The 14,529-nt window shown below is 72.2% G+C and carries 17 protein-coding genes; 12 read left to right on the top strand and 5 right to left on the bottom strand.

What is annotated here, in order from left to right:
- Window positions 1-28: 28 nt before the first annotated feature.
- The 3 genes from ACLII4_RS17655 to ACLII4_RS17645 form a co-directional block, all read right to left on the bottom strand.
- Window positions 29-727 carry an RNA polymerase sigma factor gene (locus ACLII4_RS17655; protein WP_412068715.1) on the bottom strand — a complete coding sequence of 233 codons (699 nt, stop codon included), beginning with the start codon at window positions 725-727 and terminating at the stop codon, window positions 29-31.
- 199 nt (window positions 728-926) lie between these two features.
- Window positions 927-1,916 carry an endonuclease/exonuclease/phosphatase family protein gene (locus ACLII4_RS17650; RefSeq protein WP_412068714.1) on the bottom strand — a complete coding sequence of 330 codons (990 nt, stop codon included), beginning with the start codon at window positions 1,914-1,916 and terminating at the stop codon, window positions 927-929.
- 140 nt (window positions 1,917-2,056) lie between these two features.
- Entirely contained in the window at window positions 2,057-2,677 is a 621-nt protein-coding gene (locus tag ACLII4_RS17645; RefSeq protein ID WP_412068713.1) for a cell wall hydrolase, read from the bottom strand.
- Between the two features lie 263 nt (window positions 2,678-2,940).
- Between ACLII4_RS17645 and ACLII4_RS17640 the strand changes: the two genes are divergently transcribed.
- From ACLII4_RS17640 to ACLII4_RS17620, 5 genes are all read left to right on the top strand, one after another.
- Entirely contained in the window at window positions 2,941-4,119 is a 1,179-nt protein-coding gene (locus ACLII4_RS17640; RefSeq protein ID WP_412068712.1) for a 4-phosphoerythronate dehydrogenase, read from the top strand.
- Between the two features lie 59 nt (window positions 4,120-4,178).
- Window positions 4,179-4,820, top strand: coding sequence for a DNA-3-methyladenine glycosylase family protein (locus ACLII4_RS17635; RefSeq protein ID WP_412068711.1), 642 nt, complete (start codon window positions 4,179-4,181; stop codon window positions 4,818-4,820).
- A gap of 81 nt (window positions 4,821-4,901) precedes the next feature.
- Window positions 4,902-5,345, top strand: a complete 444-nt coding sequence (locus ACLII4_RS17630; protein WP_412068710.1) for a hypothetical protein — start codon at window positions 4,902-4,904, stop codon at window positions 5,343-5,345.
- 100 nt (window positions 5,346-5,445) lie between these two features.
- Window positions 5,446-5,829 carry a helix-turn-helix domain-containing protein gene (locus ACLII4_RS17625; protein WP_412068709.1) on the top strand — a complete coding sequence of 128 codons (384 nt, stop codon included), beginning with the start codon at window positions 5,446-5,448 and terminating at the stop codon, window positions 5,827-5,829.
- Window positions 5,830-5,929: 100 nt separating this feature from the next.
- Complete coding sequence (locus ACLII4_RS17620; protein ID WP_412068708.1) at window positions 5,930-6,430, top strand: hypothetical protein; 501 nt, start codon at window positions 5,930-5,932, stop codon at window positions 6,428-6,430.
- Here ACLII4_RS17620 and ACLII4_RS17615 read toward each other — a convergent pair whose 3' ends face one another.
- Entirely contained in the window at window positions 6,431-7,495 is a 1,065-nt protein-coding gene (locus tag ACLII4_RS17615) for a serine hydrolase domain-containing protein (RefSeq protein WP_412068707.1), read from the bottom strand. It lies immediately after the preceding gene.
- A gap of 90 nt (window positions 7,496-7,585) precedes the next feature.
- Here ACLII4_RS17615 and ACLII4_RS17610 point away from each other — a divergent pair, with 90 nt between their 5' ends.
- The gene (locus tag ACLII4_RS17610) at window positions 7,586-7,981 is read left to right on the top strand and encodes a hypothetical protein (protein ID WP_412068706.1); all 396 of its coding nucleotides are present in this window, start codon (window positions 7,586-7,588) and stop codon (window positions 7,979-7,981) included.
- Here the strand turns inward: ACLII4_RS17610 and ACLII4_RS17605 are convergent.
- On the bottom strand, window positions 7,978-8,457 hold the full coding sequence (locus tag ACLII4_RS17605; RefSeq protein WP_412068705.1) for a nuclear transport factor 2 family protein: 480 nt from the start codon (window positions 8,455-8,457) through the stop codon (window positions 7,978-7,980). The two genes, ACLII4_RS17610 and ACLII4_RS17605, sit on opposite strands and share 4 nt — an antisense overlap.
- Window positions 8,458-8,556: 99 nt before the next feature.
- Here ACLII4_RS17605 and ACLII4_RS17600 point away from each other — a divergent pair, with 99 nt between their 5' ends.
- The 6 genes from ACLII4_RS17600 (at window position 8,557) to ACLII4_RS17575 (ending at window position 14,515) form a co-directional block, all read left to right on the top strand.
- Window positions 8,557-9,966, top strand: coding sequence for a DUF2254 domain-containing protein (locus ACLII4_RS17600; RefSeq protein ID WP_412068704.1), 1,410 nt, complete (start codon window positions 8,557-8,559; stop codon window positions 9,964-9,966).
- 86 nt (window positions 9,967-10,052) lie between these two features.
- Window positions 10,053-10,667, top strand: a complete 615-nt coding sequence (locus tag ACLII4_RS17595; RefSeq protein WP_412068703.1) for a 2OG-Fe(II) oxygenase — start codon at window positions 10,053-10,055, stop codon at window positions 10,665-10,667.
- 557 nt (window positions 10,668-11,224) lie between these two features.
- A complete protein-coding gene (locus tag ACLII4_RS17590; protein WP_412068702.1) occupies window positions 11,225-11,680 on the top strand; it encodes a DUF2147 domain-containing protein in 456 nt (151 codons plus the stop codon).
- 74 nt (window positions 11,681-11,754) lie between these two features.
- The gene (locus ACLII4_RS17585; RefSeq protein WP_412068701.1) at window positions 11,755-12,516 is read left to right on the top strand and encodes an energy transducer TonB; all 762 of its coding nucleotides are present in this window, start codon (window positions 11,755-11,757) and stop codon (window positions 12,514-12,516) included.
- Window positions 12,517-12,535: 19 nt separating this feature from the next.
- On the top strand, window positions 12,536-12,769 hold the full coding sequence (locus ACLII4_RS17580; RefSeq protein ID WP_412068700.1) for a hypothetical protein: 234 nt from the start codon (window positions 12,536-12,538) through the stop codon (window positions 12,767-12,769).
- A gap of 237 nt (window positions 12,770-13,006) precedes the next feature.
- Window positions 13,007-14,515, top strand: coding sequence for a sensor histidine kinase (locus tag ACLII4_RS17575; protein WP_412068699.1), 1,509 nt, complete (start codon window positions 13,007-13,009; stop codon window positions 14,513-14,515).
- The last annotated feature ends 14 nt before the right edge of the window (window positions 14,516-14,529 follow it).

Raw genomic sequence — 14,529 nt, 5'->3', positions numbered from 1 at the left:
GCACCGAGTGCCGAAAGCCGAAAGCGGGCTAGGCGTCGGGCAGCGGGTCGCCGGTGTACGAGTCGACCGCCGGGTCGTCGTCGTGGGCGTCGTCGACCGAGCCGATCCGCGCCCGCAGGCCCTCGCGGGCCAGGTTCATCTCGGCCGCTGCATCCTTGAGCGACACGTCGAGGATCTGGGCGACATCCGGGAGCGACACCTCGAACTCGTCGTGGAGGACGACGGCCTGCCGAGCTTCGGAGCCGAGCACGGGGTCCGCCGGCTCCTCGCCGACGATGACCTCCTCGTAGGTGTCGACGTCGAACGGCTGGCGGAACTCGTAGAACTGCTCGCCGACGGCGTCCTGGTCCTCGTTGTTGGGCAGCTCCTCGTCGAGCGAGATGGCCTTGCGCCGGGCGTAGCGGTCCTCACGCTGGGCGAACCGCGCCAGCGACCGTGTCTGGAGGCCGAGCAGCCACGCCCGGAACCCGAGGCGGTTGCCGTCGAACCGCGAGCGCAGGTCCCAGGCGCGCAGCAGCGTCTCGCCGACCAGCTCGTTCGGCGTCAGGTCGACGACGGCCGAGCGGTCGACCGGCTCGTCGGAGACGACGTCGCGCTCGACGGCGAGCTGGCGCTCAGCGGCGGTGCGGAGCGTGTCGGTGTGGGCGGCGAGCGCCTCTTCGAAGGCGTCGCGGTCGCCATCGAGGGCGCGTTGCCACTGGGCAGCGTCGGGGCGGTCGTCGGGCATGGGGACGGGGGGGAGAAGGGAGCCCAAGGGGGCGGGTCGGTGTCAACCGGGGCCGAGCGCGGGAGGATCCGGGCGGGGGCGTCAAAACCGAATCGCTGCTGGCGTGGCGTGGGCGTAGAGAGTGACAGCGGGATGCGCGGAGTCTGGCTCGATGCTGACGTCAGCGGCTCGCGGCTTCCGTTCCCCCTGCTGACCTCGTCTACTCCGCCAGCGTCACCACGACGGGGAAGTGGTCGCTCACCTCGCGCGGGTCGTGCGCGTGGACGTAGCGCACGTCCACGACCCGGCGGTACAGCGCGGGCGACAGCAGGACGTGGTCGATGGCCGACAGCTCGCCGGTGTCGATGGTCCCGCTCCGGTTTCGGTCGTAGTGCGCCGTGTACCGCTCCGCCTGCGGCACGTCGCCGAGCACGTTGACCAAGTCGTCGTCCGGCTCCGGCCCGGCGCGCTTGACGGTCGCCAGCACGTCGGTGATCGGCTGCGAGCCCCTGCGATCGAGCACGGCGTCGTCGAAGTCGTTGAAGTCGCCGAGGGCAAAGACCTGCCGGCCGAGCGCCAGCTCTTCCTCGACGCGCCGGCGGATGACCTCGGCCTGCGCTTCTCGACGCTCCCGGCGCTCCACGTTGTCCGGCTGCGCGAGGAAGTGCACGCCGACGACGGTGATGGGCGTCCCGTCGGGCAGCGCGAGCCGGACCCACAGGTTCTTCGAGACGCCGTAGAGCTGGTCGCTGACGCCGACCGGCACGCGGTCGTCGTCGCGCCCGGCCGCCTCGACGGGGAAGCGCGTGAGCAGCCCCACGTCCTGCCCCGTGAACGAGTCGCGGCCGTCGACCAAGACAGCCGTGTAGCCCAGGTCCGCCAGCGACTCGTCGACGAGCATCTGGAGCGCGGCGAGGTTCTCCGTTTCCGGGACCATCACCACGTCCGCGTCGAGCTGGCGGATGACCGCGCCGACGTCGTCGCGGTGGGCGCGCGCCTTGGCCGGGTCGCCCTTCCAGTCGAACGTCGCCTCGCCCTCGTCGCCGACCCCGTCGAACAGGAACTCGCCGTTGAACGTCGCGAACCGGAGCCCGTCGACGGCCCACACGGGCGCGGGCTCGACGGCCCAGGCGGGCTCGCCGGCGTCGGTGGAGGGCGCGGGGCCAGAGCACGCGCCTAGCGCGACGACGAAGAGGACGAAGCGAAGCATGGGCGTCGGGGAGGAGGCCGGAGACTACGAAAGCGCTCGGGCCATGCTCCCGGCGGGCGCCCGCTCGCGCCGCCCGCGGACCGGGCACAAAAAAGGGGGACGCGGACTCGCCGCATCCCCCAGAATTCAAGCCGCTGCGCTTAGAGCTTCAGCGCGGCCGCGACGCCCGAGTAGAACCGGAAGCGGCGCGGGTCGATGCGGAAGCGCGTCGGGCGCACCGGGGCGTGGCCGGCCGACCAGTTCGGGACGGCGCCGCCCACCATCGAGCGCTCGCTGTAGAAGTGGCGCGTCTTGTTGGGGAACGGCCGCGCGGTCGCGGGGGCGTGGTACACGTCGTGCGCGATCTGGAGCGCCTGGACGAACGCCGGGGAGTCGGCCGACGGCGTCAGCGACGTGTAGAGGCGGCGCTTGGGGTTGCCGGGGTTGAAGGCGCTGAACTGGTACGGGTCCAGCACGACGTCCTCGTACTCGGTCTCGCCCCGGTAGCCGGTCTCGACGCGGTTGCGGACGACCCAGGCCACCAACTCCTGCTCCTCGGCCCGCTTCGTCTCGGAGTAGATGCACCGCGCGAGCCAGAGCACGTCCTCCGTGACGGCGTCGAGCGCGAATGCCGGGGCGGCGTCGGAGACCAGCGAGACCGGGACCTCATCGCCCGACAGGTCCGTCGCGGCGTGGATCGTAAAGAAGAGGCCCACGATGGGCAGCATGCCGGCCAGGGTGATGGCGAGGCCGGTTCCGAGGGTCTTGCTGACGTTCCGCATACGAGTCCGGGGGTGTGAGCCTTGAGGTATCCGCCGTGTCCAACGCAGAAGCTTGGCCAAGACGGTGAAGGGGTAACGGAGGTCGTGAGGCAGAACGGTGAAGGACGAGGAAAGCGGCGATTGATGTGCTTTCAAGGCCTGTGCCCATCCTGCGTTTTCACACGAGATCGAGGCTGAGCCGCTTCCAGAAAGGGGGCCGTATCGGGGACCGTCCACCTTAGTGAGCCGTAGTGACTACCTCGTTGGACGCCACTCGACACCTATTGCACCCTCCGCTGGACATCGTCGCTGACGCCAACATCCCCTTCGCGGAGGCGGCCTTCGGGCGACTCGGCGCTGTCCGTCGGGTCCCGGGCCGGGCGATCACCCGCGACACGCTGGGGGGCGCCGATGTGCTGCTCGTACGGAGCGTGACGCCCGTCGATGCCGCCTTGCTCGCCGGGACGCGCGTCCGGTTCGTGGGCACCGCGACCGCAGGCACCGAGCACGTCGACCGCGCGGCGCTGGCGACGCGTGGCGTCGCGTTCGCCTCGGCGCCCGGCTCCAACGCCGCGTCGGTCGTCGACTACGTGCTGGCGGCCCTGCTGGCACTCGCCGCGGATCGTGGGGAGGCCCTGGCAGGCAAGACGCTGGGCGTCGTCGGCGTCGGGGCCGTGGGCGGCCGGTTGGCGCCTCGGGCTCGGGCCTTGGGGATGGCGGTGCTGGCGTGCGACCCGCCCCGCCAAGCCGACGGTCAGTCGGGCGAGTGGCACGCCCTGGGCGAGGTGCTGGACCGGGCCGACGTGGTGACGCTCCACACGCCGCTCACGACGGCCATCGAGAGCCCGTGGCCCACACTCGGCCTGATCGACGCCGCCGCCGCCGCTCGGATGCGCCCGGGCGCGTGGCTGGTCAACGCCGCGCGGGGCCGCGTCGTCACGCCGGACGCGGCGCTGGCTCTGGCGCGGTCCCGTCCGGTCGTGCTCGACACATGGCCGAGCGAGCCGGAGCCGACACCGGCGCTCGTCGAGGCCGCCGCCCTCGCCACGCCCCACATCGCCGGCTACGCCGCCGACGCCAAGGCGCGCGGCACGGCCATGCTCGCCGACGCGCTCCACCGCTGGCTCGCCAGCGACGCCGCACCTTGGACCGTCACCGACGCCCTCGGTCCCGGCCCGCCCGTCGACGCCCCGCCCGCCGACGTCGCCCCGACGGCCTGGCTCGACGCGCTCGCCCGCCGCGTCTACGACGTCCGCGCCGACGACGCCCGATTCCGGGCCACGCTGGCGGGCACGGCGAGCGATGCTCGCGCCACCGCGTTCGCCGCCCTTCGAAAGGACTACCCCGAGCGCCGCGAGCTCGCGACGGCAACCGTGCGGGGCGCCGTGCCCGATGCGCTGGCGACCGCCGTCCGCGATGGACTCGGCGTCTCGGAGATGCGCGGGCAGAGGCCCCGACGCTGAGCGACACGACACGGGTCAGCCGAGAGGGCGATCCTGCGCTCGTCCCACGCCCCCTCGCTATGTCGCCTCCCTACGACGGCGTCGCCGCCAGCCAGGCTCTCGCCGCCGCCGACCCGCAACTCGCCGAGACCATCGCTCGCGTCGGCCCGCCCACGCTCACGATCCGCCCGGACGAGACGCTGCCGGCCCTGCTCCGGTCCATCGTCTACCAGCAGCTCTCGACAAAGGCCGCCGCCACCATCCACGGCCGGGTGCTGGCGGCGTTCGGCGACGGCGAGACGCTGGACGTCGCCGCCGTCGCCGACGCCCCAGACGATGCGCTCCGGGCGTGCGGGCTGTCGCGCGCCAAGGTGGCCGCCGTCCGCGACCTGGTCGCTCGCCAGCGCGCTGAGACGCTGCCCCCCCGCGACGCCCTGCTGGCGATGCCCGACGCCGCCGTCATCGCGTCGCTCACGGCCGTGCGCGGTGTCGGCCCGTGGACGGCGCAGATGGTCCTCATCTTCAACCTCGGCCGCCCCGACGTCTGGCCGGTCGCCGACCTCGGCGTGCAGGAGGGCGTCCGCATCGTGCAGGGGCTCGACGACCGGCCGACGGCGAAGGCCATGGCCGTGCTCGGCGAGCCCTACGCCCCCTGGCGGAGCGTCGCCGCGTGGTACTGCTGGCGGGCTGTGCACATCGCTCGCGGGGACGAGCCCGGATGAATATTTAGGAATCGAGGTTGTGTCCGGCGGTCTCGCGGGTCTATGTCAGACGTCGTTCCCCCGCAACTTGCCATCAGACCGATGCTTCGATTCCTGATTGTGGGGCTCCTCGTGACGGCCGTCTCCCCGAGTGCGCAGACCAATCCGGTCCACGACAGCACGCTCACTTGGCGGACATACGCCGCCCAACGTGCCGCTCGCGTCCGCGTCTTCCACTCCACCGACGAGCGCCGCCCGCGCACCGTCGTCATCGACGAGCGGGCCGCGAATGGCGGCGTCATCACCGACGAGGCGGGCTTCCTGGCCGACTTCGTGGGGCGCGAGTTGGGGTTCGACCCAACCTCCGCCGGCTTCGTGTTCCGCTTTACACCGGCCTCCTTTTCTGAGGACGCCAGCGACCGGGGCAAGACGCTCCTGGTTCGGGCCACCTTCGGGCGGACCTCCACCGGCGCCCTCGCCGCGCCAACGTGGCGGGTCATCACGTCCGATGTCCTGTCAGAACTAACGGATCGGGCGCTCAGATAAGGAGCTTCCCCAGCCGGGAGCGGGACCTTTTAGCGGCGTGTGCGGTAAGACGTCTGTCTCAACAAGCGTCACTGTCCAAACGATTCCGGCTCACCGCTCCATGACCACCGACCTCCGCCAGACCCTCCGCCTCGACGAGCTCTCCGAGGCCCTCCGCATTTCCCGCCAGACGCTCGTCCGCTGGACCGATCGCGGCTTGATCAACGCCGCCCTCGACTGGGGGGTCTCCGACAAGAACGTAGAGACGCGCCTGATCGCCGTCGATCAGGCGACCATCGAGTTTTTGGAAGGGTTCGCGGGGGAGTACCGCGAGGACACCGTCAGCCGCACCGAGGCGCGCCGCTTGCTGAAGCTGATCGACCGGAACCAGGTCCAGAAGCTGATCCGCCAGGGCAGCATTAAGGCTCGTAAGATCAAGGGCGAGACGCGCGTGAGCGTCGGCAGCGTCGAGGACTACCTCATGACGCTGGAGGAGACGGAGTAGCCGTCCGGCGCGAGCAGGTCTTGTCGCCCCGCGAAACCGGCGCGAAGGGGCACCCGGCGCGGACGGCCCTCGTTGAGAGAGCCCGCGCCCGCCCGCCCCGATGACGTTTCTCTCGCACCCTGTCGCCGCCCGTGCCTTGTGGGCGCTCCCGCTGCTGCTCGTGGTCATCTCGGTGGCCACCACCAAGGCGGGGCTGGAGCAGCGCGCCGTCGACGCCTCGGGCACCGTCGTGCAGGCCGAGGTGACGGCCCTGACGTTGCGCGAGCGGAGCGAGATCACGAGCGGGCAGGTGGGCTTGCGCTACACGCCGCCCGGTGCGGCTGCGCCCGTCGAACGCGAGGTCGAGTTGCCGATGATCCTGCTCAAGGAGATCGAGGTCGACTACCTCACGCTCGCGGAGGGCGAGACGATGGACCTGCCCATCGTGGTGTCCCCGGCGACGGACCAGATCGTGCTGGCGACGCACCGGCGGGGCACGTGGCTGCTCACGCTGAGCCTGGCCGGGATGGCCGCCATCGGGGCCGTGGTGTCGGGCGTGCTGGTCGGCGGCTGGAACCGATTCCTGACGCGAGAGGGCGACCCTGGCTTGCGCGTCGCGTAGCTACTGCGCCGCCGCTGCTAGGTCCGCGAGCACGTCGAGCACGGCCGCTTCGAGCGGGCTTGCGCCGCCGTCCATGCTCACGCCGCGCCAGTCCGTCGTCGCGACCAAGACGAGGTCCAGCGACGGGGCGACGTAGATGAACTGGCCGCCGTAGCCCCACGCCAGCGCCGCGCCGGGCGGGCCGTCGACGCTCCAGACCAGACGTCCGTACGTGTACGGGCCGATGGCGTCGGACGACGCGCGCCACGGCTGGGCCGGGGCGGTCCACTCGGCGACCCAGCCGGCGGGCAGCACGGCGTGCCCACCCGAGCGTCCGTCTTGCAAGATGAGCTGCCCGAGCCGGGCGAGGTCGCGAGCCCGCAGGTCCAGCCCTGAGCCGCCGTTGACGCGCCCGCCCGACAACGCCTCCCACTCGCGCGCGCCGATGCCGAGCGGCCCGAACAGCACGCGGTCCGCATAGGCTGGGAGCGGCTCGCCGACGGCCTCTTCCAGCACGACGCCGAGCACATGGACCGCGCCCGAGTTGTAGGTAAAGTCGGTCCCGGGGGCGTGCTCGACGGGCCGGTCGAGCACGTACTGCAGGTGGTCTCCGGATGTGATCCAGTCGGCGTAGCTGGGTCCGCCGAGCTCGTTCCACGCCAGCCCGCTGGTCATCGTCGTCAACGCGCCGACCGGGATGGCGGCGTGCGCGGGTGAGACATCGGCGGCCCCGTCGAGAAGCGTCCCGATCGGCGTGTTGAGGCTGAGGTGCCCGTCGGCAATGGCGAGCCCGGTCAGCATCCCGACGACCGTCTTCGTCACCGAGCGCACGTCGTGGAGCGTCTCGCGGTCGGCCCCGTGGAGGTAGCGCTCGACGGCGAGCCGCCCGCCGCGCACCGCTAGCAGACTCCGCGCGCGCGGGACCGCCGCCAGCCGCGCGACGGCGTGCTCGACCGCGTCGAGGCCGACGTCGTCGGGCGTGGCCTCGGCCCACGGCGCCGCGAGGTCGACGGGACCGCTCGGCGGCGCGCTCGCGTCGCAGGCAGCAAGAACGAGGGCGAGGGCGAGGGCGGAGAGCGGGCGCATGGGCGTGTGGATCCGGACAGAGTAGGGCGTGTCGCTATTTCCGCAAGGCCCGACCGGGAGCCCCGCGCGTCGACGGGGCGTCCGCGCCCCATGACAGACCGCGACGCCGCCCTCCTCGCCCTGCGCCCGACGATCCCGACCGAGCCCGCGGACACGCCGGCCGAGGCATTCCTGCACCGCACCCTGCGGCCCGTCCTCAAACTCCAGAACGATGCCCTGCTGGCGGTCGTCGCCGACACGATCCGTCGGCAGGTGCCCGGGTTCGCCGGGTTCGACCCCGCCGACCAGCGGGCGCGGCTGGCGCAGCGGATGAAGCAGGACGCCCGCCTCGGGCGCGTCGTGCTCGGGCTCGTGTTGGGCGTGCTCACCGCCGACGAGCGCGCGTTCGCGCTGGCGAACGGCGCCGAGGTCCGCCGCCGGATTGCGGGGCTGGCCGCCGAGCGCGTCGTCAGCCAGACCGCCGCCGTAGCCGCCCTCGCGAGCTAGCCGAGCGCCTCCGGGTGGCGCTCGATGTACGCGTCGAGGCTCTGGGCGGCCGTCGCGCGCACCCTGCGTTGGAGGAGCGGCGACCACCCGAGGAGCAGGCCCGGCGCCCCGAGCGCCTGCCGAGTCCACGCCCACAGACTGAACGTGTCGCGGTGCGTCGCAATGAGCCCGTCGCGGAACGTGAACGCCGCGTCGATGACGTTGTGGACCGGGCGGCCGGTCGTGGAGAACGTGTAGTCGGCCTCCCAATGCGCCGCCCCCGCGTCGTCGTCGGCCGTGATGCCCGACGCGACGACGGCGAGGTCGTTTCCGCGCGCACAGAGCATCCGCCACATCGCCCCGGCGCGGGGGCCTCGGAGGTCGAAGACGGGGTCCTGGAAGTGGACCTCGGGATGGTAGCACGCCGCCATGGCGTCGCCGTCGCGGCGGGCGAGGGCGTCCGAAAACTGCGTGACGAGGGCGGCGTTTGTGTGCATCGGGGCGGCGGCGGCGGACGGCAACGTACGCGGCGCACCATGCGTGGCGGATCCGCGTCTGTCCGACGCGGCGTTCGCCCGGCCCCTGCTTGCGCCGCCGTGTTCGACTCGACCGCCCGCCTCCTCGACCTCTGGGAAGACATCCGCTCCAGCTACTGGTTTATCCCGTCGCTGATGACCGTCGCCTCGGGCGTGCTGGCGCTGGCCGTGGTGGCCGTCGACGAGCGGGTCGGGCCGGAATGGATCGATGGCGTCTCGTTCCTGACCGGCAACAAGCCCGACGGCGCCCGCGCCTTCCTGTCGACGATCGCCGGGTCGATGATCGGCGTGGCCGGCGTCACGTTCTCGATCACGATCGCCAGCGTGGTCTACGCGACGGGCCAGTACGGGCCGCGGCTGTTGAGCAATTTCATGGACGACCGGGGCAACCAGATCACGCTCGGCACCTTTATCGCGACGTTCCTCTACGGTCTCTTGGTGCTCCGCACGATCCGGTCGGCGGACGAGGGCGGCGGGGCCGAGTTCGTGCCCCACATCGCCATTCTGGTGGCGCTGGCGCTGGCGCTCGCCTCCATCGGCGTGTTCATCTACTTCATCCACCACGTCCCCGAGAGCATCCACGTCTCGAACCTGGTGGCTGGGATCGGGCGCGACTTGCGTCAGCAACTCGACACGCTCTTCCCCGAACGCATCGGCGAGGGCGACACCACGCGACACGCGCAAGCCGACGACGACGCCCTCACGGCCGTCCCCCCGGAGTTCTTTGCCCAAGCGCGGCGGGTCGCGGCCGACAGCGCCGGCTACGTGCGCGGCGTGGACGCGGAGGCCCTGCTGGCGCTGGCGACCGAGCACGACGTGGTCTTGCGCATCCGCCACCGCCCGGGCGACTTCGTGGCCGACGGCGACGCGCTCGTGCTGGCGTGGCCGCCGGACCGGGTGAGCGATGACGCCGCCGACGCGATCCGGGTCGCGTTCGCGTGGGGCGCCCAGCGCTCGGCCCGCCAGGACGTGCGCTTTTTGATCGACGAGCTCGTCGAGATCGCCGCCCGCGCGCTGTCGCCCGGCGTCAACGACCCGTTCACGGCCATCTCGTGCCTCGACTGGCTGGCGGCGGCCCTCAAGGCGCTCGCCGACCGCGACTTCCCCGAGCCGACGCGCCACGACGAGACGGGCGCCTTGCGCGTGGTCGCCGAGCCGACGACCTACGCCGAGTTCGTGGACGGCGTCTATGGACAGCTCCGGCCCTACCTCGCCGGCGACCCCAACGCCGTGCTCCACGCGCTCGCCACGCTCGCCGAGGTCGCAGGCCGAGCCACCGACCCGTCCCAACGCGTCGCGCTCCGCGCCCAGGCCGACGCCCTCTTGCAAGGCGCCACCGACGCGCTCGGCATTGAGGCCGACCGCCTCGCGGTGCGCGAGCGCCACCGCGAGGTCTCCGCCATCCTGTCCGGCCGCGACGACTACGAGGCCGTCGCCGCGCGCACCGACGACATCGGCGGGACGGCCTGAGAGGGCGTGAACGTTGGCCCGCGTGGAACGAACCGGGCGCTCGCGGCCTCTGACGGGTGGCCGCCCTCTCCCTTTGGCCGCACCTTGTGAGCCTCGCCTCTGACGTCGGCGACCGGATCGCCACTGACCTCGACGCCTACGGCTGGTCCGTCCAGCCCGACTTTCTCGACCAGGCCGCCACGACGGCGTTTCGCAACGAGTCGGCCGAGCGGCGCGCCGAGTTCCATCACGCGGGGACGGGCCGGGGCGCGGGCCACGCCCTCCAGCCGGGCGTTCGGGGCGACGACGTGCGGTGGCTCGGCGACGACCGCGACGCGCCGTCGGAGGGCAGCTACCTGCTGGCGCTGGAGGCCTTGCGGGTGCACCTCAACCGGACGCTCTACCTCGGCCTCGACGGGTTCGAGGCGCACGTCGCCGTCTACCCGGCGGGCGCCGGCTACGCGCGCCACCGCGACGCCTTCCACGGGACGGAGCCGGGCCGCGTGCTCTCGACGGTCCTCTACCTCAACGCCGACTGGGCCGACGCCGACGGCGGCCACCTCCGCCTCTTTCTCGACGGCACGAACGCCGAGCCGTTTTTGGATGTGGCCCCGACGGGCGGCACGCTGGTCGCGTTTCTCAGCGAACAGATAGAGCACGAGGTCCGACCCGCCCGGCGCGAGCGGATGAGCGTCGCCGGCTGGTTCTCGGCCCGCCCCTAGGCACGGCTCGCAGCGCCGACGCTAGCGCCCGGTCACGTCGGGCTCGGAGAGCAGCCGGTCGCGCGTCGTCGCGGTCCGCCCCTCGATGAGGGCGATCTCGGGCACGCCCCCGTCGGAGCCGTGCCACTTGTCGCAGTCCGCGGTCCCGGTGAAGGGGTCCGACCCGTCGCCGGTGAGGACGTCGTAGCGGGCCGCGTCGAACGGGGCCGCCGTGAGGTAGAGCGTCAGCCCGGGTGCGAGCGTCTCGACGGACGTGGAGGCCGCCGAGGCACGGGAGCTCGCGCAGCCCGCCGGCGGGAGCGTCAGCAGGGCAACCGCGAAGAGGGCGGGGAGAGGCGCATCGGCGTGGGGGAGGGCGCCCCGATCCTACCCCGCCGCTATCGACCGGCACTCGGGCCGTCGAGGAGACCGCCGCCCGACTCGGCCGCGTTCCCAAAGCGGCCCGTGGGGTTCCGGTCCCAGCGCGCGGCTCAACCTGACGAAGAATCCGTCGATGACCCCTTCCCGGTACCGACGGTCGAACCGGCCCCGTTTCTGCCCGCCCATCTCGTCTCGCCATGCTCCGCCTCGGACTCGCCCTCGTCCTCGCCCTCGCCCCGCCCGCCCTCGCCGCCCAGTCGCTCCCGGCCGACGCGCAAGCCTACCTCGGCGACTGGACGACCTACAGCGACGACGGCCGCGAGGCCCAGTCAGTCATCCGGATCACCGCGTCGGACGGCGTCCTGTCGGGCCGCGTCGTCCGGCTGCTCCCGACCACCGAGTACCCGTCGCCCCAGTTCCGCTGCGACGACTGCCAGGGCCGCTTCCAGGGCGTCGACCTACGGACCGTCCCGCTCATCGAGGGCATGGTGTGGGGCGGCGATGAGTTTGCAGGCGGCCGCATCAGCGACCCGATGAACGGGCGCGCCTACCGGGGCGTGCTCCGTCTCGACGGCCCGGATCGGCTCCGCGTGCGCGGCTTCATCGGCATCCGGGCGCTCGGCCGCACCCAGATCTGGCGCCGCGCCCGGTAGTCGGGTTGAGCGCTCAGGCGGGGCGAGGTGGGTGCGCGCGAGGCGCGATCTTGGGCCGCCCCTCCTCCGCTCCGATGCGTCGCCTCCTCGTTCTCGTTGTGCTCGCCGGCGTGGGCGCCGGGTGCCTTGCCGTGCCCGCCTCGCCGCCGCGCACCACCGAGGTGGCCTACCTCGTCGCCGGCACACCCGCCGCCGCGCTCGACTCCGTCGCTGCCTGGGCGGCCGGCTCCGATTTCCTCGCCCTCGACCGGACGGACGGCCTGCTCGTCGTTCGCGACCGGCGGCCGGGACAGACCAACACCGCGAGCGTGGAGGCGCAGCCCTACGCCCAAGCGCTGACCCGGGTGACCGTCCGCAGCCGGTACGTGATGGCGCCGTCGTTCCGCGACCTCGGCCTTACCATCTACTCGGGCCAGCGCGGCCAGCGTGGCGCGGCGTTCGCGCTTCCCCGCCCGGGCTCCCCGTCGTGCTTCTCCATCGAGGATTGGGTCGATACGCAGACCGACGACCGGGAGAAGACGCCAGCCGAGACGCCCTCTGCCGATCTCGAGGCCGAGGTCTCCCCGGAGCTGATCGGCGGTCTGCCCGGCCTGCAGCGGCGGCTCGTCTACCCGGCCACGATGCGCCGCGCGGGCATCGAGGGCGCCGTCTTGGTCCAGTTCGTCGTCGGCGAGACCGGCGTCGTCGAGTGCGCCGAGGTGGTGTCGTCGCCCCACCCCGACTTTACCGCGTCCGCGCTGGAGGCCGTGCTCGCGTCGACGTTCACGCCCGGCACCCAGGGCGGCGTGCCCGTCCAGGTCCGCTTCGCCGTCCCGTTGACCTTCGCGCTTCGCTAGCGCCGCCGTACCGTCGGGCGTGCCCGTCCCTTCCGACTTCGCCCTCCGCCTCTCCTCCGACAACGGGAGCCTCCCTCTCGACTACCAGGAGGCGGTGATCCTGACGCTCGACGCCAGCGGCGGCGGCACCATCGAGGAGCGGCGCGGCGACGAGCGCAGCACGCCCACGTCGCTCCCCATCGGCCCCGACGCGCTCGCGGCGCTCCACGCCGACTTGGTCGCCCTGGGCCTCTTCTCGACCGCCGCCGCCTAGAGGCTGCCGTCGGGCGCTCGCTGAGGCTCTAGGGTCTGTCACGTAAGTGGGTCAGGCCTCGCGTAGCCCAGACCCGGATGAACGTGACAGGCCTAGACCCTTGCTGGCGGCGGCCGACAGCGGGAGAGTCACGCCTCGTCCGGCAGCGCATTATGGGGGACCGGCCCGTAAATCTTATGTGTGTGGATCGAAGTCTAGAGGGCTCGCCTAGATTCGAGCCGCGTTCGCCGGCGTCCGATGACAACACCTCGGGAATTGACGCGTCTGGTGCTGGGGGTCCCTCGAGCCGAGGCCGACCCCACGTTCGCCGCTGTCCTCGAACAGCAGACGCGCCGAGGCATGCTCGTGACGGCGACGCTCGGGGTGGTAGGGGCGGCCATGTTCGTGGGCGTCCACCTCCTCGCCGGCCGGAGCCCCGTGTGGGTCTACGGCTTCGGGATTACATCGGAGACCGCCGTATCGATGGCCGACAAGACAGTCATCCTCGGGTTCTGCCTGGTCCTTATCGTCGCCTCTCGGTGGCAGGGTGTACGGACCTGGGGGCGATTGCTGCTCGCGGCCATCATCGTCGCCTCGGGCCTCGCCATCGTCCTCGACGACGTCGCCCAGAACGACTTCTCGTTCACGACCGCGTGGCTGGTTCTCGTCCAACTCGTCGCCATAGGGACGGTCCCATACACGCCTCGGCAGGCACTCGGCATCGCCGGGGCTCTGCTAGGGGTGTATCTGTGGATGCTCTCGGTGTACCCGGACGCGATCGCGCCGGACCTGATCGTCCATCGCCTCGCGTACTTCCTATTCGCCATCGTGATCGTGGTGACGCTCTCCTCGTACCTCTACGCGGCGCGGTACGGGCAGCACGAGGCGCTCGAGCAGGTGCGTCGGCTGAAGGACGAGCTGGCGGTTCGGTCGGAGGCGTTGGAGGTGTCGTTTCGCGACCTCCGCCAGACCCAGGCCGCGCTCCTCTCCCACGAGCGCTTCGCGGCGCTGGGGAAGGTCACGGCCGGGGTGGCCCACGAGATCCAGAACCCGCTCAACTTCGTCGTCAACTTTGCCGGGCTGAACCGGGGGCTGGTGGACGACCTCCGGGGCGCCCTCGCCGAGCCCGACGCCCTCGAGCGGAGGGCCCTCGCCGACGAACTCCTGGACGAGCTCGCTCTCAACGCTGAGGCCGTCGAGGGCCATGGGCGACGGGCAGCGCGGGTCGTCCGGCGGATGCTGGAGCACAGCCGGGCCACGACGGCGCGGGTGGTGTCAGTCGACGTGAACCGGTTCGTCGAGGAGACGCTCTGCGCGGCCGTCCGGCACGTCCACGCCCGCTTGGGGGCGGAGGCCGTCGAGGGGCCCGCTGCCGTCCGGGTGGAGCGGGTCTACGACGCCGACGCGGGCGCCGTCGAGGTCGACGTGCACGAGATGTCGGTCGCGCTGCTCAACCTGCTCGACAACGCCTTCCGGGCGGCCCTCGAAGCGGGCCACGCTCGGCCCCGGATCGCCGTGGCGACGCGGGCCGTCGAGGAGGGCGTCGAGATCGAGGTCTCAGACAATGGCGCGGGCATCCCGGGGACGGTCCGGGAGCGCCTGTTCGAGCCGTTCGTGACCACGCGCCCGGCCGGCGAGGGGGCCGGCTTGGGACTTTCCCTCGCCTACGACACGGTGACCAACCGCCACGGCGGGTCGCTGGCCGTGCGGAGCCACGAGGGGGAGGGCGCCTCGTTCCTCCTTCAGATCCCCCGGCCCGCCGCCTGAGCGGACCGGGCGTA

It is taken from the genome of Rubrivirga aquatilis (assembly GCF_046845665.1).
In the GTDB taxonomy this organism is placed as follows: domain Bacteria; phylum Bacteroidota; class Rhodothermia; order Rhodothermales; family Rubricoccaceae; genus Rubrivirga.
This window is presented reverse-complemented; position numbering and strand designations above follow the sequence as displayed.